The sequence below is a fragment of the Actinomycetota bacterium genome (genome assembly GCA_019347575.1).
Classification (GTDB): domain Bacteria; phylum Actinomycetota; class Nitriliruptoria; order Nitriliruptorales; family Nitriliruptoraceae; genus JAHWKY01.
Map to the genome: position 1 here is coordinate 98296 of JAHWKY010000009.1, position 18810 is coordinate 117105.

General features: G+C 70.9%; 18 protein-coding genes. 3 read left to right on the plus strand and 15 right to left on the minus strand.

All coding sequences use genetic code 11. From position 1 onward, the window contains the following. Positions 1 to 81 precede the first annotated feature (81 nt). Positions 82 to 1002, plus strand: a complete 921-nt coding sequence (locus KY469_07945) for a maleylpyruvate isomerase N-terminal domain-containing protein (protein ID MBW3663014.1) — start codon at positions 82 to 84, stop codon at positions 1000 to 1002. A 4-nt stretch (positions 1003 to 1006) separates the two neighbouring features. On the opposite strand, the gene KY469_07950 is transcribed toward KY469_07945, so the two are convergent. The 4 genes from KY469_07950 to KY469_07965 form a co-directional block, all read right to left on the minus strand. After that, the gene (locus tag KY469_07950) at positions 1007 to 1261 is read right to left on the minus strand and encodes a hypothetical protein (protein MBW3663015.1); all 255 of its coding nucleotides are present in this window, start codon (positions 1259 to 1261) and stop codon (positions 1007 to 1009) included. 65 nt (positions 1262 to 1326) lie between these two features. Next, on the minus strand, positions 1327 to 2475 hold the full coding sequence (locus KY469_07955; protein ID MBW3663016.1) for an acyl-CoA dehydrogenase family protein: 1149 nt from the start codon (positions 2473 to 2475) through the stop codon (positions 1327 to 1329). Then, positions 2472 to 2906, minus strand: a complete 435-nt coding sequence (locus KY469_07960; GenBank protein MBW3663017.1) for a GNAT family N-acetyltransferase — start codon at positions 2904 to 2906, stop codon at positions 2472 to 2474. The genes KY469_07955 and KY469_07960 overlap by 4 nt, the downstream gene beginning before the upstream one ends. Then, positions 2903 to 4009, minus strand: coding sequence for a Xaa-Pro peptidase family protein (locus KY469_07965; protein MBW3663018.1), 1107 nt, complete (start codon positions 4007 to 4009; stop codon positions 2903 to 2905). The genes KY469_07960 and KY469_07965 overlap by 4 nt, the downstream gene beginning before the upstream one ends. Before the next feature lie 3 nt (positions 4010 to 4012). Here KY469_07965 and KY469_07970 point away from each other — a divergent pair, with 3 nt between their 5' ends. Then, on the plus strand, positions 4013 to 5755 hold the full coding sequence (locus tag KY469_07970) for a glycerol-3-phosphate dehydrogenase/oxidase (protein MBW3663019.1): 1743 nt from the start codon (positions 4013 to 4015) through the stop codon (positions 5753 to 5755). Here the strand turns inward: KY469_07970 and KY469_07975 are convergent. The 9 genes from KY469_07975 to KY469_08015 all read right to left on the minus strand — a co-directional run bounded on the left by KY469_07975 (position 5745) and on the right by KY469_08015 (position 14615). Beyond that, the gene (locus KY469_07975) at positions 5745 to 6668 is read right to left on the minus strand and encodes a diacylglycerol kinase family lipid kinase (protein MBW3663020.1); all 924 of its coding nucleotides are present in this window, start codon (positions 6666 to 6668) and stop codon (positions 5745 to 5747) included. The two genes, KY469_07970 and KY469_07975, sit on opposite strands and share 11 nt — an antisense overlap. Then, positions 6665 to 7744, minus strand: coding sequence for a (Fe-S)-binding protein (locus tag KY469_07980; GenBank protein ID MBW3663021.1), 1080 nt, complete (start codon positions 7742 to 7744; stop codon positions 6665 to 6667). Before KY469_07980 ends, KY469_07975 begins: the two co-directional genes overlap by 4 nt. Continuing rightward, positions 7741 to 9195, minus strand: a complete 1455-nt coding sequence (locus tag KY469_07985; GenBank protein ID MBW3663022.1) for an FAD-binding oxidoreductase — start codon at positions 9193 to 9195, stop codon at positions 7741 to 7743. The genes KY469_07980 and KY469_07985 overlap by 4 nt, the downstream gene beginning before the upstream one ends. Before the next feature lie 23 nt (positions 9196 to 9218). After that, complete coding sequence (locus KY469_07990) at positions 9219 to 11924, minus strand: DEAD/DEAH box helicase (GenBank protein MBW3663023.1); 2706 nt, start codon at positions 11922 to 11924, stop codon at positions 9219 to 9221. Further along, positions 11921 to 12727, minus strand: coding sequence for a hypothetical protein (locus KY469_07995; GenBank protein MBW3663024.1), 807 nt, complete (start codon positions 12725 to 12727; stop codon positions 11921 to 11923). The genes KY469_07990 and KY469_07995 overlap by 4 nt, the downstream gene beginning before the upstream one ends. After that, the gene (tatC, locus tag KY469_08000; protein MBW3663025.1) at positions 12724 to 13497 is read right to left on the minus strand and encodes a twin-arginine translocase subunit TatC; all 774 of its coding nucleotides are present in this window, start codon (positions 13495 to 13497) and stop codon (positions 12724 to 12726) included. Before tatC ends, KY469_07995 begins: the two co-directional genes overlap by 4 nt. Next, positions 13494 to 13679 (minus strand): twin-arginine translocase TatA/TatE family subunit, encoded by a 186-nt coding sequence (locus KY469_08005; GenBank protein MBW3663026.1) that lies wholly within the window; start codon positions 13677 to 13679, stop codon positions 13494 to 13496. The genes tatC and KY469_08005 overlap by 4 nt, the downstream gene beginning before the upstream one ends. An 84-nt stretch (positions 13680 to 13763) precedes the next feature. Next, the gene (locus tag KY469_08010; protein MBW3663027.1) at positions 13764 to 14021 is read right to left on the minus strand and encodes a hypothetical protein; all 258 of its coding nucleotides are present in this window, start codon (positions 14019 to 14021) and stop codon (positions 13764 to 13766) included. A gap of 192 nt (positions 14022 to 14213) precedes the next feature. Next, positions 14214 to 14615, minus strand: a complete 402-nt coding sequence (locus KY469_08015) for a hypothetical protein (protein MBW3663028.1) — start codon at positions 14613 to 14615, stop codon at positions 14214 to 14216. Between the two features lie 160 nt (positions 14616 to 14775). Here KY469_08015 and KY469_08020 point away from each other — a divergent pair, with 160 nt between their 5' ends. Beyond that, positions 14776 to 16923, plus strand: coding sequence for a GAF domain-containing protein (locus KY469_08020; GenBank protein ID MBW3663029.1), 2148 nt, complete (start codon positions 14776 to 14778; stop codon positions 16921 to 16923). Here the strand turns inward: KY469_08020 and KY469_08025 are convergent. Together KY469_08025 and KY469_08030 are read right to left on the minus strand one after the other, a co-directional pair. Then, complete coding sequence (locus KY469_08025) at positions 16908 to 17846, minus strand: WYL domain-containing protein (protein ID MBW3663030.1); 939 nt, start codon at positions 17844 to 17846, stop codon at positions 16908 to 16910. The two genes, KY469_08020 and KY469_08025, sit on opposite strands and share 16 nt — an antisense overlap. Next, a complete protein-coding gene (locus KY469_08030) occupies positions 17843 to 18778 on the minus strand; it encodes a WYL domain-containing protein (GenBank protein MBW3663031.1) in 936 nt (311 codons plus the stop codon). The genes KY469_08025 and KY469_08030 overlap by 4 nt, the downstream gene beginning before the upstream one ends. Positions 18779 to 18810 lie beyond the last annotated feature (32 nt).

Consider the following 18810-nt stretch of genomic DNA (forward strand, 5'->3'; position numbering starts at 1 on the left):
AACGAGGCTACCACCGGGGTCGTAGGCTCGACCGGGTTCGCCGATGACGAGCGGGCAGTAAGCCGCTGTTACGGTTGCAGGGTGAGTAGCCACCCCGTCGTGCCCGAGGTCCTCGGCCCCCAGGCCGAGCGGCTCCTGCAGCGCGAGATCACCGACTTCACGACGCTGCTCGAACGCTTCGAGGACGGCGACTGGAACGCCACGACCCGCGTCGGGGACGCGCCGGTGGCACGTCTGGTCCAGCACCTGGCGGAGGGCGGCGACCGCCTCGCCACCGCCATCGAGCGCCGCTACGAGGACGCCGAGCCGGGGCCGCTCCTGCAGCCCTTCGACGACCCGAGCACACCGCCCACGGTCGAACACGAGTCTGCGGACCCCGGTGTCGTCCTCAGCCGGTACCGCGAGCACACCGGGCGGTTGCTGCGGGTGCTGTCGCTGACCCGACAGGCCGACTGGTCCTGGCCGGTCTGGTCGCCACTCGGAGGGCTCGAGACCCTCGCCGAAGCAACGCGTCGGTGGCTCGCCCACCACTTCGTCCACCGCGACGACGTCACGTCGGCGTGCGCCCGGAGGCTGAGCCAGCCCGAGGAGACCGTCCGACTCGTCGTCGAGTTCGTGCTCGACGCGATCGCCCGCCGTGGCGGTGACGCGGTGGAGCCGCCCATCGCCTTCGAGGTCATCACGTCGCTGCCCGGGGCCGGTTCGTGGACGCTGATCTTCGACCGCGACGCGGCTCCACAGCGTGTCGGCACCGTGTGGGACGAGATCATCGGCTCGGTGCAGGACCACCCCGATCACCGCGTCGAACGCGGTCCGGCTGACTACGCACGGGTGCAGGTGACCGGTGCCGGCGATGTCGTGTGGCGGGCGGCGTTCGGGCGAGGCGCCACGTGGGATCAGCTCAGCGTGCACAGCGATGATGCCGGGAAGGGCCTGTGGGCGGCGCTCGTCGGAGCGATGGAGCCGGCGCGTGCCGGTGAGGTCGGTCGCCTCCAGCACTGAGCGGCTACCCGCCGACCGCCACGAGCATCCCGGGGAGAGCCGCGCCGAGGACGAAGAGCGTCACGGCGGTCGCGATCCGGGTGCCGGGGACGGCCTGCTGACGCAGCGTGTCGACGACCGCCGTGATGACCGCGTAGAGCGCGCCGACCGCGCAGCTGATCGCGGCGCCGAGGAGCATGGTGGCCAGTCCGGCGCGCCCGCCCGACCCCTGGGCGGCGACCAGGACCGTCAGCCCGCCACCGATCAGCAGGGTGCCCAACCCCGCGATCCACCACGCCCGGCGCGCGGGGAGGTCACGGTGCGGGACGTCGGCCTGCCGAGGCGTCATCCGCGAGCGAGGTGACGGCCGATGACGAGGCGCTGGATCTGGTTCGTTCCCTCGAAGATCTGCAGCACCTTCGCCTCGCGCATGTAGCGCTCGACGGGGAACTCGCGCGTGTATCCGACGCCGCCGTGGACCTGGACCGCGTCGGTGGTGACGCTCATGGCCGTGTCCGTGCAGAAGAGCTTGCTCATCGACGCGGCGAGGCTGGGGTCCAGACCCGCGTCCTTGCGTGCGGCGGCGTCGCGGTAGAGGGCACGTCCCGCCGCTATCCGTGTCGCCATGTCGGCCAGCAGGAAGCTGAGGCCCTGGAAGTCGATGATGCGGCGGCCGAACTGCTCGCGTTCACGCGCGTATGCGGTGGCCGCATCGAGCGCCCCGCGCGCCAGACCGGTCGCGAGCGCCGCGATGCCGAGGCGGCCGCCGTCGAGGGCCGACAGCGCGATGCGGAAACCGCCGCCCTCCTGGCCCAGGAGCGCCTCGCTCGGTACCTCGACGCCGTCGAGCGCGATCTGGGCCGTCGGGGAGGACCGCAGACCCATCTTGTCCTCCGTGCGCGCGACCGACAGGCCGTCGACATCGGCGTCGACGACGAACGCGGAGATGCCGCCGGCACCTTCGCCGCCGCTGCGGGCGAACACCAGGTAGTGGCTCGCGACCCCACCGTGCGTGACCCACGCCTTCGTGCCGGTGAGCCGCCAGCCGGCATCGGTCCGCTCGGCGCGGCACCGCAGCGACGCGGCATCCGATCCGCTGTCGGGCTCGGACAGGCAGTACGCCCCGAGCCCCTCCCCAGACAGCAGCGGTGGCAGGAGTCGATCCCGCTGCTCCACCCGTGTGTTGCCCGCGATGGCGGTGGCGACGAGCGTGTTGACGGACACGGCCAGCGCCAGGGCGGCGTAGACCCGTGCGAGCTCCTCGACGACGAGCAGGTACGTGCCGAAGGGCTGCTCCCCGCCCCCGGCCCCGCTGGGGAACGGCAGACCGAGCAGATCCATCGTGCCGAGCTGACGGTACAGCTCGCGTGGGAAGCGCTCGTCGCGCTCGTGGTCGGCTGCGGCCGGGGCGACGACATCATCGGCGAAGCGGCGCAGCACCTTGACCAGGGCACGCTGGTCGTCGGTCAGCCGGGCGTCGTCGTCCACGGTCACCCGTCGCGTTCGCGCGCGCTCGCGGGAGTGAGGGACATGAGGATGCGGCGCGGCTCGTAGCCGAGGGACTCGAGGAAGGCCCGGCCCTCGTCGTTGTCGGCGGCCACCGAGATCTCGACCACGGGCACGCGGGTGTCCTCCGCCCACCGCTGGATGGCTTCGATCAGCGCGAAGCCGACCCCGCGACGACGGGCATCCGGCCGCACGAAGACCGGACCCACGGTCGTCCCGTCCGGCCTCAGGCGCCCCGCGGCGTAACCGAGCGGATCCTTCGTCGTGGCGTCGGTGGCCATCCAGTAGATCCCACCCTGCGGGATCGGAGGATCCCACGGCTCGCCGTCCCGACTGCGAGCAGACGACTCCGCCCGGTACTCCGTCGCCAGTTCCCGGATCTCCTCGATGCGGGCGCGACGGACGACCACCTCGCTCACGCCGACACCTCGACCAACTCGTGACTGCGGGTGTTCAACCGTTCGCCGCCCTGGGGCGTCGCGGTGACGATGTCCTCGATCCGCATCCCGAAGCGTCCCGGGAGGTAGATGCCGGGTTCGACGCTGAAGGTCATACCCGTCTCCAGGGTCACTTCGTTGCCCTCGACGAGGTAGGGCTGCTCGTGGACCTCGACGCCGATGCCGTGTCCGGTCCGGTGGACGAAGCGTTCGCCGTAGCCCGCCTCGGTGATGATGTCGCGACAGGCACGATCGACATCCTCGGCCGCCGCTCCCGATCGTGCGGCGGTCACGCCGGCTTCCTGGGCCCGCCGCAGGACCTCGTGGGCTTCGAGGTACTCCGCGCTCACGGGGCCGATGGCGTAGTTGCGGGTCGAGTCGGAGCAGTACCCCTGCCGGACACCGCCGATGTCGACGACGACCGTGTCTCCCGACGCGAGCGTTCGACCGCCGGTCTCGTGGTGAGGTGAGGCCCCGTTCGGACCGCTCGCGACGATGATGAACGCGACCTCGTCGTGGTCCTCGAGGATCAGCTCGGCGATGTCACGGCCGACCTCGTCCTCCGTCCGTCCCGGCGTGAGCAACGCGCCGACCTGCGCGTGGACCCGGTCGATCGCCTGGGCCGCGGCTCGCAGCAGCTCCAGCTCCTCCTCCGTCTTCACGATCCGCAGGCGCGTCGTGACCTCGCCGCCCTCGGTCCACGACGCCTCGGGCAACGCCATCTGGAGCCGGAGGAGGAAAGACGACCACAGCTGGTCCTGGACCGCCAGGGTGGCCTCCCGTTCGACCCCGGCGCCGGCGAGGACGTCACGCACGTTCGCGATGGGGTCCTCGTGCTCCTTCCAGGTGCGCAGCTCGACCAGCTCGGTCGCGCCGCTGGAGGCGGCACGGGGCGCCTCGAGCTCAGGAACCAACAGGCTCGCGTCGTCGGCTTGCGGAACGACCAGGAGCGTGAGGCGTTCCATCGCAAGGGCGTTGTAGCCCGTCAGGTAACGCAGGTCGGCGCCGGGGCCGACGAGGAGCGCCCCGAACCCGAGCTCGCCGAGGACCTCGCGGGCTCGATGCAGACGGGCGGAGTCGGCCATCCGGTGCTCCTCCTTCGCGCCCGCATCCTAGGTGGCCTGACCCCGGGCGGCCCGACCGGGACCGCCTACGATCGCGCCGTCGGAGGTACGACGCTGCTGCTCGACCGCGAGGACGCCCTCGATCGCGTCACGGACGCCCCGGTGGACGTCCTGGTCATCGGAGGAGGCATCACGGGGGCAGGCATCGCCCTCGATGCGGCCACGCGCGGGTACCACGTGGCGTTGGTTGAACGCGCAGACCTCGCCTCGGGAACGTCGTCGAAGTCCTCGAAGCTGATCCACGGAGGGGTCCGCTACCTCGAGCAAGGCGACGTCGGACTCGTCTACGAAGCCGCACGGGAACGGGAGCGGCTGCGGCGCCTGGCTCCCCACCTGGTGCGGCCGCTGGGCTTCGTCGTCCCCGTCAACAGCGCGCGGTCATCCGTGCTCCTGCGCCTGGGCCTGATCATCTACGACGGCATGCTCGGACTGCGCAACGTGCGCCGCCATCAACGCCTCGGTCCGGCCGCGGTCCAGGACGCCGTTCCCGGGCTGCGTCGCGGAGCCGATCACGGCGGCTACCTCTACGTCGACTGCCGCACCGACGACGCGCGACTGACCCTCGCGGTGGTCCAGCGAGCACGTCGGATGGGGGCCGCGGTGGCCAACCACACCGAGGTGGTCGAACTACTGCGTTCGGGCGATCGGGTCGTGGGGGCGACGGTGCGCGACCGGCTCAGCGGCGCGGAGCGGGACGTGCGTGCCCGCTGGGTCGTCTCCGCGACCGGTGTGTGGGCCGATCGGGTCCGTGGGTTGGCCCCGGGCCGCGGGGCAGGCTGGTTGACCCCCTCGAAGGGCGTCCACCTCGTCCTGCGCGGGGTGGACGTCCCGCTCCGACGTGCCGTCATCGTGGACAGTGGGGCGCGCGATCGACGCCGGGTGTTCCTGGTCCCCTGGGGCGAGCAGGTCTACGTCGGAACCACCGACGAGCCGCACGGCGGCAGCGTGGACGAGATGCGGCTCGACCCACCGGAGGCTGGGTACCTGCTGCATGCCGTCAACGCATCGTTCGGAACGACGCTCGCCCTGCGTGACGTCGTCGGGGCGTGGGCCGGCCTGCGTCCGCTCCTGCGCGGCCAACAGGAGGCGGCATCCGCGGCATCCAAGGACCTGTCACGGCGCCACGCGATCTTCGAGGACCCCGTCGGCCTCGTCACCGTCACGGGCGGAAAGCTGACGACCTACCGGCAGATGGCACAGGACGTCGTCGATCGTCTGGCGGCGGCTGATGGCAACCGACGCCGGTGCGTGACGAGCCGGATCGCGCTCGGAGCCAGGGGGACCGTCGCCGACGGGCTCGGGCGCGCACGCGCGGTCGCGCGGACCTGGGGGGTCGGCGATGACGTGGCGGCTGCGCTCTACGCCCGGCACGGCGATGCCGCACCAGCGGTCCTGAGCGCGTGCATCCGTGACGGCGAGGCGGAAACCCTCGTGCCTGACCTGCCCTACCTGGTCGGAGAGGTGCGGTGGGCGGTGCAGCACGAACTCGGCCGCACGCTCGATGACGTGCTCCAGCGCCGCACCCGGGTCTCCTTGCGACACGCGTCCGCGGGCGGTGCTGGGATCGACCGAGCCGCTGCCGTGATGGGCACGGTCCTGGGCTGGGACGACGCCGAACGGCAGCGCCAGGTCGACGACTACCTCGGCCGCGTGCGAGCAGAGCGCGGGGTCGTGCCCCTGCGACAGATCGAGACGCTCAGATCTTGAGGTTGAGCGCCTTCGGCAGCAGATCGAACGTCGCCGGCGTCGTGCCCAGGACCTCGCCGTCCGCTTCGATCACGAGCGGGTGCGCCGCTTCGATGCGCACGGTCGAGGACTGCCACTCGCGGACGTCGGCGTCCGACAGGTGCTCGCCTGTGCGCAGCTTGTTCGTCTTCAGGAACACATCCTTCGCGCTGCCACGCCACACCTGGACGTTGAACGTGCCATCGTCCGGGATCGCGCGGGGCGCGACCTTGAGGTTGCCACCGAAGAACTGACCGTTGGCGACGATCACGTTGCTGATCGGCTCGTCGACCTCGGTGTGATCGATCGTGACCTGCGCCTGCACCAGGTCGAAGCTGCGGATGGCTCCGACGATAGCGAGCAGGTAGCGGGCCTTGCCCAGCCAGCGCGGGTAGCCGTTGGCCTTCTGCGTCACGACGCCGCCGTACCCGGCCTCGGCGATGTTGGCGAACAGGTGGACCGCCTCACGGCCGTCGTCCCCGAGTAACCGCACCCGGCCGACGTCGATGGGGTACAGCGTCTCACCATCGAGGTGACGAGCCAACTTCTCGGGGGCGCGGTCGAGTCCGAACGTGCGGACGAAGTCGCTCCCTGAACCGGCCGGCACGGCACCGAACGCGAGGGCCTCGGGCGCCGTGCCGCTCTCGATGTCGACCAGTCCGTTGACGACCTCGTGGATCGTGCCGTCTCCGCCCACCGCGACGACGAACCGACGTCCGTCAGCGACGGCATCGCGGGCGAGGACGGTCGCGTGGCCCGGTCCCCGGGTCACCGCGATGTCGTGCACCAGGCCGCGGGCCGTGAGCGCCTCGCCCAGTCGACGAAGCACGGCATCGCGGCCACGTCCCGCCTGCGGGTTGGCGATGAGCAGCATCGGACCGAAGGGACTGCTCACGTCACCTTCCCGATGCGATCGGCGACCAGTTCGATCAGATCGCGCACGTCGACCCCGGCGGCTCCGAGGTGTTCACGCGCTGCAGGGCACGAGGTCACGGTGACATCCGCGGCCGCACGGAGCTGGGCAGACCGGCGCCCCGCGACCTCAGCCGCAGCCTCGGGCTCGAGGCGCGGGAACTCCATCCCTGCGCCGCTGCAGTGCGTGTCGGCGCCGGCCCCCTCGGGTTCGGCGACGTGGATCCCGAGGGTGCCGAGCAGGTGCCGGGGCGCCGCGGTGACCGACTCGGTGCGCGCGAGGACGCAGGGGTCGTGCCAGGTGACCTCGAGCCCGGTGCCCGTGTCGGGAGCGATGTCGACCCTTCCTCCGCTGACGACACCGGCGATGTAGGAGACAGCGTCCACGACGTCGCCACTGGCTGCGGCGCGGACGCTCGGCAGGCAGTGGGGATCGAGCACGACCGTGCGCGCCCCGTCGTGCGACCCCAGCGCGCGATCGAGCCGCGTCCGGCACGCGGTCGCCTCGTCGATCGCGCCGAGGTCGTCGAGGCGCGAGCCGCAGCAGCCTGGCGGCACGACGATGCGTAGGTCGTCGCCTGCTGCCGCAGTGATCCGCTCGAACGCGCTGACCGTCTCGACCCGGTCGCGGCACCCGGCCACGAGGACGACGGACGCCGTCTCCGGCCCAGCGGGTAGCTCGAGCGGGGGGTGCCCGTCGGGGGTCCGTCCCTCGCCGACGTGATCGATCGCGGCACGAGCCGCGTCGACGTCCGCGCCGACCGCGTGCACGGCTGCGCGGCCCGACCGGACCTGCGCCGGGACGTCCTGGTCCTCCCACGCGCACGCCGTGGCGCACGCGTGGCACCCGGTGCAGTGGTGCAGCGCCCGTCCGGTGCTGGTGTCGACCTCGGTGCGGCCAGTGGCGATGTCGGCAACCACGCGGTGCAGCGACCATGGCGTGGCCTCGTCGCGACCGGTCGCGCGGAGGACCGGGCAGGTGTGGCTGCACAGCTTGGGGCAGAAGCTGCCGTGTACCGCCAGGTCGGTCAGCTTGGTGTCGATCAGTGGTAGCGTCACACCGGACCTCCCAGTCCGAGCTTGCCGGGGTTGAGCAGGCCCTGCGGATCGAGCGCACGCTTCACCCGACCCAGCACCTCCCACCCCCCGCCACCGAGGTCCTGTGCGAGCCAGGGCGCACGCAGCAACCCGACCCCGTGGTGGTGCGTCGTCGTCCCCCCTGCTTCGAGAGTGGCCTGCATCCCCGCCTCCCACGCCGCGTCGTAGCGTGCGAGCGCACGATCCTCGTCACCGTCGTTCACGGCTCCGAGCGTGAAGTAGATCGACGAGCCCTCGGGGTACACGTGACTGAAGTGAGCCAACACGAGGTCGCAGTGCTGATCTAGGGCGGCCCTCACCGACTCGTACAGGGGAACGAGACGCGACCACACCGCGGCCACCTCCATCGTGTCGAGCATGAGCGCGTCACCGAAGGCACCGCCTGGCTTCACGTAGTCGGCGAAGCGGTAGGACACGTCGTGTCGGTGTGCGCGCCAGTTCTCTCCCGGCTCGGCTCCGAGGTCGTGGGCACCGTGATCGAGCATGATCCGCCGAGCGGTCTCGGCCACGAACCCCGCCACGGACTCGGTGCCCTCCGCTGCGACGATGCACAGGCAGCCCTGGCGGTCCGCGTCGAAGCGGGGGACCTCGAGGCCCTGGGATCCGAACACCAGCGCCGTGTCGGCCTCGTCGTAGAGGCGGTACACGTGTGGCCGCAGACCGGTGCGCAGGAACTCGCGACACGCCCCGAGCGCCGAGGGTATGTCGGGGAACAGCAGCCCCCGGTCCACGGCGACGTCGGGGCGCGGCCAGATGCGCAGCGTCGCCGACGTGATGATGCCGGTGGTCCCCTCACCGCCGAGGAACAGACGGACCAGGTCGGGTCCGGCCGCGGACTGCGGACGCGGGGCGTACGTCACCACCGTGCCGTCCGCGAGCACGACCTCGAGACCGACGACCGTTTCCTCGAGCTTGCCGTAGAACGATGACGCCTGACCTGCCGAACGGACCGCGAGGAACCCCCCGATGGTCGAGGCCTGGATCGACGACGGGAAGTGCCCCAGCGTCCACCCCCGGTGGGCCAGGTGGTCCTCCAGCGCCTGACCGGTCACACCCGGCTCCACCGTGACAGTCCCGCTGACCTCGTCGAGTTCACCGATGCGGTTGAGGCCCTTCAGGTCGATGGTGACCGCCCCAGGGACCGGCATGGCACCCCCGCACACTCCGGTACCAGCGCCGTAGGGCACCACGCCGATGCCGTGCTCGGTGGACCACCGCAGGGTCGTGACGACCTCGTCCCGTGTACGCGGACGGACGACCGCCTCGGGTTCCGGCAACGTCGTGCCGGCGCGGCGCTGCATGATCGGGCGCGGCCACCAGTCGTGAGCGTGCAGGGACCGGACGGTGGCATCGGTGGACACGCGGTCCGAAGCGAGCCGCGCTCGTAGGTCGTCGAGGAGGGAAGCGTCCACAGCGCGAGCCTACTGGCGGCGCGTCACGCCTCGACGATGCCCCGCCGCAGCGCATCGACGGCGTGGCGTGCTCGGGTGGACGTCTCCTCGGTCGTGACGTCACGCAGCTGGCCCACGAGGTCCGCGACCTGCTTGGTCACCCGCACGAAGTCACCGCCGGACAGCTCGAGTGAGCCCAGCGCGTCATCCAGACCCGCCCCGTTCGCCCACCGGTACGCCGGGGCGACGAACCCCGCGTCCAGGTCGCGCAGCGGTTCGAGATCGGCCTGCCGCTCCCGGCGACGCAGGTGATCCGCGAGACCCTCGATCTCGTTCAGGGCGGAGCTCAGACCGGCCGTCGGGATCTCGGGATCGGGGGTGGCCTCGCCGCCACGCGGCTCGTAGGCGAAGAACGCTGCCACACCGGCCAGCTCCGCCGCACCGAGGCCGTCCAGGACCCCACGCCGGACGCTCTCGGCGATGCAGAGGTCCGCCTCCGCGTAGATCCCGGCGAGGGTCGTCCCCACCTCGGTCGGCTGCTCGTCCACGACGTACCCCAGGTCCGTCAGCACGTGCAGGATGCGGTCGAACTGCCGCACCAGCGAACCGGTCCGCCGCTGGATGTCACGACGCATGCGCTCGGCATCGCGCGCCACCTCGTCGAAGCGGTGCTGCCAGCGTTCGTGGTCGCTGCGGTCGGGACAGTCGTGGCACGGGTGCGCGCGGACGCGGCGCCGGAGCTCCTCGACCTCCTCGGACGGGCCCTGCTGCACCGGCAGCGGGGGCTGCACCTCTAGCGGCGGCTCCACCGATCGCAGCCGCGAGGCGACGACCTCGCGGTACTCCCGCTGCCGGGCGTTGCCGTGGGTCGGCAGTTCGACCCGACCGGCGATCAAGGGTGGTGCGTCGAGTTCGCGCGTCCCGACGCGTTCGAGCCGGCGGTCCTCGGTCACGACCTGCGCGAGCACGTCGCCCCGCTTGGTCTCGCGCAACGTCACGACCGCCGCCAAGCCGCGACGCGGCAGCCACGGCAGCGCCAGCACATCACCCGGGAGGAGGCTCGCGAGTCCCGTCCGGACGGCATCGCCGGCCGTGGCCGCCCGCTCCCGTGCCTCCCGTTTCTCCCGCTGACTCAGCTCGCGACGGAGCGCGGCGTACTCCGTCCAGTCGCCTCGGTCGCACCGCAGGTGCTGGGAGTAGCCACGCATGGCATCGTCGAGACGTGCCAGCTCCTTGCCGGTGCCGGCGACCGCGCGGTCCGCCTGGAACTGCGCGAACGACGCACCGAGCAGGGTCTCGGCGTCCGCGCGCGAGCGGTAGCGCAGCAGGTTGACCGCCATGTTGTACGACGGCTCGAACGACGACCGCAGCGGGTACGTGCGGGTGCCCACCAACCCAGCAACGGTCGGGAAGTCGAGATCGCGCTGGTAGAGCACCACCGCGTGACCGATGTCGTCGATCCCGCGACGCCCCGCCCGACCTGTCAGCTGGGTGTACTCGCCCGGCGTGAGCAGCGCGTGCTGCTCGCCATCCCACTTCTCGAGCCGTTCGATGACCACGGTGCGCGCGGGCATGTTGATCCCGAGGGCCAACGTCTCGGTCGCCACGACGAGCTTGAGCAGGCCGCGCTGGAACGCCACCTCGACCGCCTCCTTGAACGCCGGGACGAGTCCGGCGTGGTGGGCGGCGATACCGTGAAGCAGAGCTTGGCGCCACGCCGAGTAGCCCAGTACGTCGAGGTCGCGTGAGGGGATGTCGGTGGCGACCGCTTCCGCGATGGCGTCGAGCTCCCGCCGCTCCTGCTTGCTGGCCAGCTTGAGGCCCGCCCGGACGAGCTCCTCCACCGCGCCCTCGCACCCAGCGCGGCTGAACACGAACACGATCGCCGGCAGCCAACCGCGCGACCGGAGCTCCTCGACCACCTGCCAGCGAGCCGGCCACCGCAGCCGGGGGCCAGCTCTCACCCGACGGCCCTTGCTGGAGACCCGGTGGCCCCGTCCGGACCGGCGCTCCAGCATCACGACCTCGGGGTTGGGGACGCCGGCGAGTGCCTGGGCGGCTCGTTCCTGCTGCTCGGCCGTCGGTGACTTGCGTCGGCCGGTCGTGAACGTGGGGTAGATGCGGTCGTTGACGAAGTAGTGGTGGCGCAACGGCACGGGGCGACGCTCCTCGATGATCACCTCGCAACCGTCGCGGACGGACGCGAGCCAGTCACCGAACTCCTCGGCGTTGCTGACGGTGGCCGAGAGCGCCGCGACCTGCACGGCCTCGCTCAGTTGGATCAGCACCTCCTCCCACACCGCTCCGCGCTCGCGGTCAGCGAGGTAGTGCACCTCGTCGAGCACCACGTAGCGCAGACCCACGAGCGTCGACGAGCGCTCGTAGAGCATGTTGCGGAGGACCTCGGTGGTCATGACGACCACCGGCGCCTCGCCGTTGATCGAGCGGTCGCCGGTCAACAGCCCGACGTTGGCTGCACCGTGCCGCTCAACGAGGTCGCGGTACTTCTGGTTCGACAGGGCCTTGATCGGCGTCGTGTAGAAGCACTTCCCTCCCCGGTCGATCGCGTACCAGCAAGCGAACTCGCCCACGACGGTCTTGCCGGCGCCGGTCGGGGCGGCGACGAGCACGGATGCACCCCGCAGCAACGCGGAGACCGCCTGCTGCTGGAAGCGGTCCAGCGGGAAGCCGTAGCCCTCCTGGAACCGGGCGACCGCCGACCCGCGATCCTCGTCGGGAGCTGGACTCACGACGCCGCTGGTGACGGTGCCTCGGTGGCGTCGGTCCCGTCGGGCGCGGGCGCGGTGGGAGCCTCGGTGGCGGGGGCGGTCGGAACCGGTTCCGTCGGTATCACCGGAGGTGCGAACCGTTCTGCCGGGTCCTGTGTCGGGCCGGTCACGGGTGGCAGGATCGGAGCGACCGGAGGCGCCCCCGGGTCACCTCCCTGGAGCCCGACGAGGGCTCGCGTCGCCTGATCGAGCATGGCCTCGGCCATCGCGCGCAACCGGGACGCCTCGACGAGCAGCTCGTTGCGTGCCACCCCCTCGTGTGCGGCAGCCGCCCCGAGGACCTCGATCGCCTGGCTCGTCAGCCGCAACGCGTCCAGGTACAGCGCGTGCACCGCCGCCCCCTCAGCCGGCACCTCGACGGCCTCGAGGCGTGTCAGGGCGTCGTTGATGGCCATCGACCACGCCTCGTGGTTGTCGATTATCGGCGTGACGTCGTCGGCCAGGGTGCCCTGCTCCACCAGCCCGGCCACCGCGGGGCGGTCGGCCGTTCCCACCGTCCAGACCGCGTTCCCCTCGTTGGCGATCGGCACGACCTGCTCGGTGATGACCTCAGCCGCTGCTTCGTTCGGCGAGTCGCTGGCCAGCCCAACACCGATACCGAGGCCGATCAGCACGGCGATGACGACGTACGCGAGGATGGCGGGGAGACCACGCCAGGGGGGTCCCGCGGCAGCCCGCCGCTCGGCCCGTTCACGTTTCGCGAAGAGCCGCTCCTGCACGTGGGGGGGGACCCTCCCGGGGCGCGGACCACGGGTGTCGCTCAAGCGCGCTTCCTCCTGCTCCGGTCGATGAGCCAGGCAGCCAGGATAGAGCTCTCGTAGAACAGAGCCATCGGCACGGCCATGAACAGCAGGGTGATGGCGTCCGTGGTGGGCGTCACCAGAGCCGCGACGACGACGTTGAGGACCAGCGCGTACGGCCGGAACCGACGGAGCTGGGTCGCGTTCACGACGCCCACGAGCGCCAGCAAGATCAGCGCGAGCGGCAGCTCGAACACCAGCCCGAACGCGATGGCCGTGGTGAGCAGGAAGGAGATGTAGGCGTCGGCGGTGAGCAGGGGTGCGATGCCCTCGCCGCCGAACCCGAGCAGGATCTCGAGGCCCTTCGGGATGATGAGGTAGGCGAAGGCGATCCCGGCGGCGAACATGACCTGGCTGCCGACCACGAAGGGCAGCGCGTAGCGTCGCTCCCGCGTCGTGAGTCCCGGCGTGATGAAACGCCACAGCTGGTAGAAGATCACCGGACCCGTCACGAACGCTCCGAAGAGCAGCGACACCTTGATGCGTACCGAGAACGGCTCGAGTGCCCGGTTCGCGACCAGAGCACAGCCGCCGTCGGCGCCCGTCGGTCGGAAGGACGAGGGGATGTCGCAGTACGGAGCGATGAGGAACTCGAGCAGGTCGGGGAAGACCACGTAACCGACGATCGCGCCCCCCACGAGGGCGAGCGCGATGCGTACGAGTCGGGTCCGCAGTTCGGCGAGGTGCTCCGTGAGGGTCATCTCGCCGGACGTGCCCGCCTGCCCTGCGGTCACGCCTCCGGGTCGGCCTTGGAGGCGCCCTCGGCCTCCTCCTCCTCCTCCTCCTCGGTGGCCTTGCGGAACTCCTTGATGCTCTTGCCCATGGAGGAGGCGAGGTCAGGGAGCTTCTTCGCACCGAACAGGAACACGATCACCACGAGGACGATGATCAGCTCGGGGGCACCGAAACCGCCCATGGTCACCTCGATCTGCCGCACGATGCGGCTGCTCGTCGGAACGCCGAGTGTACTGTGGGGTGCGGCTCAGCCGGGCACGCGCAGTCAGTCCGCGGACGAGGCGGTGCTCGATCCGCCGTCGTTGAGCGCCCGACCCGCCTCGCTGACCTGCTCGAGGCGTCGCTGGGTCTCCTCCGCCGCGGTGGAGAGTTCCGCCAGGTGGGGGTCGAGTTCCTGCTGGACCTTGCTGAGGCCCGCCATCAGGTGCTTCACCTGGACCACGACGAGTGCGATCGCCACGACCAGCACGCTGACGCTGATGATCGACGCGACGATGACCACGACGAGTGCTGGGGTCGCCACGGGGCCCTCCCCGGCTAGCTCTGGCGGATGTTGGCGGTCAGTGTACGTGCTGACCCAGTGCGATCCGGAGCGTGCGGAGGGCCTATCGACGGCGCGGCTGCGCCGTCGCCCCATGATGGAGGAGCCCACGGGTCCGCATGCGATCGGAGCCGTCGAGACCGCGCTCTCGACGGCGGGAGCGTTGCGAAGGGCCTATCGACGGCGCGGCTGCGCCGTCGCCAAAGTGACGAACCAGTCGTCGCGTTGCAACAGCAGGTGCAGGTCGAGCAGATCGTCGTACCCGAACGCGGGGCCGGTGGGCGGATCCTCCGGGTGGGCGGGATGGGGCGCGGGCGTCCCGTGGGCGTCGTCGCTGGTGATGTTGACCGGGACCCCACCCGTTGCGAGCAGACGTGCGATCCGCTCATCCGCTGGCTTGACGATGTGGCCGGTGCAGGCCGGGCACGCGAACGTGTAGCTGCTGCCGGCCGCGACCTCCCCCGCCTCGCTGCGCACGACGTGGAGCGCGATGTCCTGTGGACGCAGATCGATGTCACCACAGGACGGGCAGTTGGCACGGATGCGGGTCAATTCGAGGTCCTCCCATGCGCTCACTACCAGTAGTCGGTCACGTACGCTTCGTACTTGACGGTCCAGGTCCCCGAACCGCGGGAACCACCTGACCGGACTAGTGCACCGGTCGGCACCGGTGACGGGTCGGGTGCGTGGGATGGGGTGACGTGACACCCTGCGGGGACGGCGGCGGAGGTGAGCGGTGGCGTTCGGACGGCGGGGGCGGGACGCGGCTGACATCGCCGAGTTCGAGGGACAGGAGCTGGCCGGGTTGGTCGTCGCCGCTCGGGCGATCAACGAGGCTGGCGATCTCGACGCCACCCTGTCCACGATCCTCGACCGCGCCCTCGAGTTGCTCGATGCCGACGAGGGGTCGGTGATGCTCTTCACCGGCGACCGCAACCAGCTGCGGATCCACGCCGCGAGCGGCCTACCCGACCACATCGTCGAGAGCACCCAGGTGGAGCTGGGCCAGGGCATATCCGGCAACGTGGCGGCAACCGGCACGCCGTTGTTGCTCGGAACCGATGTCGCCGTCGAGCGCTACTCGCCGTCCGACCACCGCAGCAGGCTGCGCAGCGCCGTCTGCGTTCCGCTGCGTACCCGGGGGCGCATCGAGGGTGTGCTCAACCTCGCTCTGCGCCGAGGTGGATCCAGCCAACGCGAGGAGTTCGCCGAACCCGACCTGGAGCTGGCGACGCTGCTCGCCGAGTTCGCGGCGGCGGCCGTACACAACGGCCAGCTCTACGCCCAGGCCCGGCGCCGCGGTGATGACATGGCGACGCTGTTCGAGGCGAGTCACGCGCTCTCGTCCGCCATCGAGGTCGAGGACGTCTGTGCCGCCATACTGGACGCGGTCGAGGAGTTGATCGCGACCCGTGCCGGGTTCGTCTGTGCACTACCCGAGGAGGGAACCGGCCCCGAGGCAAGTCGCTACCGGGGGCTGCCGCGCGGACGCATCGTGGCCGCGATGCGCAAGGAAGGGTTCATCGAACTTCTCCGGGGCTCGAGGGTCCGGGTCGTCGACGACCTCGCCACCGATCCGGTGCTCAACACGCTCGTCGGCGACGGCACCCCGAAGGTCGGCGTCATCGCTCCCCTCGTCGGCGGAGGTTCCACGCGCGGCCTCTTGGTCTCGCTCCTCGAGGAGCCTCCGACGGATCCGCAGATCCGGATGCTGGCCACCTACGTCCACCACGCCGCGCTCGCCCTCGGCAAGGCGTTGCTCCTCCGCAGCGTGCGGACGAAGGAGGACGAGGTCACCTCGCTGGCGGCGTCCGTGCCGAACCCGATCATCATCACGGACGGCGCCGGGCGGCTGCTGGCCGTCAACCCCGCCGCGTCGGAACTGTTCGGTCTCAACTCGGAGTTCGACGCAGGGACGCCGGTGAGCGGCAAGCTGCGGTCGCAGGAACTCGAGGATCTCATCCTCGCGGAACACGCTTCGCGTGCGGACGTCACGCTCCTGACACCGCAACCGCGCACCTTCCGTGCGCGGGCCACGCCGGTGCGACCCGGACACGGTCCAGCAGGAGCCCGGATCCTGACACTGGAGGACATCACGTCCGAGAAGGAGATGGAGCAGATGAAGGCCGACTTCGTCGCCGTGATCGGCCACGAGCTGAGGACGCCCCTCACCTTGATCAAGGGCTACACGGGGACGTTGGCCAAGCGCGCGGACAAGCTCAGTCCCGAAGCGCGGTCGAAGGCGCTCGAGAGCATCCACCACCACACCGTGCGGCTCGAACGTCTCGTCGAGGATCTGCTCCTCGTCTCCCGGGTCGAGCGCCACCGACTGCCGCTGTTCATCGAGCGACGTGACATCATCGCCGCGGTCGAGGAGGTCGTCGCTGCGGTCCGGCACGACCCCGCCGGGCGCGACATCCGCTTCGAGCCTCCTCAGGCGGAGTTCACGATGCTGTTCGACGTCACGAAGGTCGAGCAGGTGCTGCACCATCTCCTGGACAACGCACTCAAGTTCTCCGAACCCGGCGAGCAGGTCGAGGTCGAGATCGACCTGAACGAGGATGACATCGAGGTCCGCATCCGCGACCGAGGTGTCGGCATCTTCAGCGGTGACGTGCCACGCCTGTTCGATCGCTTCCAGCAGCTCGACGGCACCGCGACGCGGGGCGCAGGCGGTACGGGGATCGGTCTGTACATCTGCCGGACGCTGGTCGAGGCGCACGGAGGCCGGATCGGCGTTCGCTCAGCGCTCGGGCGTGGGTCGACGTTCTGGTTCTCGTTGCCGACCGTCCCGCCCGAAGGCGGCGACGGAAAGCCGGAACGGGACGAGCAGCCCGTCATCGATCCCCGGGTGGCGGCGTTGACCGATCAGCCGCCGGCGTAGCGAGCGATCGCGCGGCGAGCCGCGTCGCGCACCTCGTCCGCCAGCTCCGATGGCTCGATGACGCGGGCCCCGACCCCGGCGGACAGCAGGAGCCGCCGGAGCCACGCGGTCGCAGGGGTGTGCAGCACGACCCGGAGCCGTCCCTCCCCCAACTCGACGATCTCGGTCGGCTCGACCGCCTCGGCGACCCACCGCGCGCCGGGCACGAGTTCGAGTTCGATCCGCAGGTCGGCTTCGCCGGGCTCGTAGGCGGGCTCGGGCAATCCCTTCGCGGGCGGTCGTCTCGTCCGCGGCTGTTCCGTCACCGCCACCTCGACCATGCGGTCGAGTCGGAAGGTGCGGGGAGCGGCCCGATCGACGTCGTACGCCTGCAGGTACCAGTGTCCGTCACGGACGAGGAGTTGCCACGGGTCGACCGTTCGGTCGCCCTCGGCCTCGTCGGCGCGACGGTGGTAGCGGAAGGTCACCTGCCGGTCCTGGTCGATCGCCTCCCGCAGCGGCGCGGTCCAGACGGCGCCCTCCTCGGCGAGGTGGACGGCCGCTTCTCCGCCGATGCCCGTGGTCGCCCGGACCTTGTCGAGCGCCGACCGCAGCGACGGCGCCTCGTCGGGCAGAGCCGCGAGGACCGCCTCGCCGGCGAGCACGAGCAGCAGGGCTTCGGCCGCGGTCAAGCGCATCGGTGCCTTGAGCTCATCGGCCATGCGCACCGCGATCTCGTCACCGAAGATGTCGGCCTCGATCAGCGCGCCGCCTCCGAGGCCGGGCAGGCCGCAGAAGTTCAGCATGCCCACCCACCGCTCGATGGTGCCGTGGGGCACCCCGAACGTGGCTTCCGCGTCCGCGACGGTCGCACCGGGATGCGCGAGCACCCACGGCACGAAGGCCAGCATCCCGAGGGCATCGTCGGAGGCTCGTGGACTCACGACTCCACCCCCGCGACGGCGCGCAGGTGGGACACCACCCGCTCACGCACCTCGATGGGTTCGATCACCTCGGCCTCGTCACCGAGCCCGACGATCCACGACACGGTGCGCGTGATCGGCGCATCGGTGATGGCCACGACCGTCCAGTCGTCGTCACGCGTCTCGATCGTGCGTCCACCGCGTGCCTCGGCCTCCCAGGCGACGCGTGGGGCGAGGGCGATGGTGACATCCTGGTGCTCGCGATCCGGACCCTCCAGGTGCGTGGACACGTCGAGACCCTCGGGGATCGAGTAGGCCTCCACCTCGCCACCTGGGGTCACGTCGCTGATGAGACGATCCAACCGGAACGCCCGGACGTCGTCCCGGTCGTGGTCCCGACCGACGAGGTACCAGTGGCCCCGACGCGCGACGACGGCGTAGGGATCGACGGTCCGCTGCGAGTCCTCCCCCGTCGCGGTGCGGTAGGCGAAGGTGACGGGGCGGTGCTCGCGCAGAGCGGGGGCGATCTGATCGATCGCGTTGAGCCCGAGGCTGACGCGAGCCTGAGGCGCCGCCCCGTCGCTACCGGGATCCGGGGCGCGTGCGGCCAGCTTCGCGTAGGCGAGTCGTGCGCGCTCCTCTCCCGTCATCTGCAACGCGACCGCGAGCGCGGTGATCTCCTCGGCGGTCAGGCTGATGGGGGGCAGCTCGTACGCGCGGTGGTCGATGATGTAGCCCAGCTCTCCACCGAGCGCATCGGTGTCGCGGGTCTCGACGGGGATGCCGAGTGAACGCAGATCGTCCTTGTCGCGCTCGAACTGACGCCGCGCCGACTCCGGATCTTCCTGCTGGTACGCGTGGATCGCGTCCTTGATCCACGCGAACGTCACCGGCCGACGCACCTCCTTCAGGGCGATGACCAGGTTGACCAGGCGTTCGGACTTCTCCGTCACGCCCCGGAGGCTACTTCCTGCGGCTGCGCCCG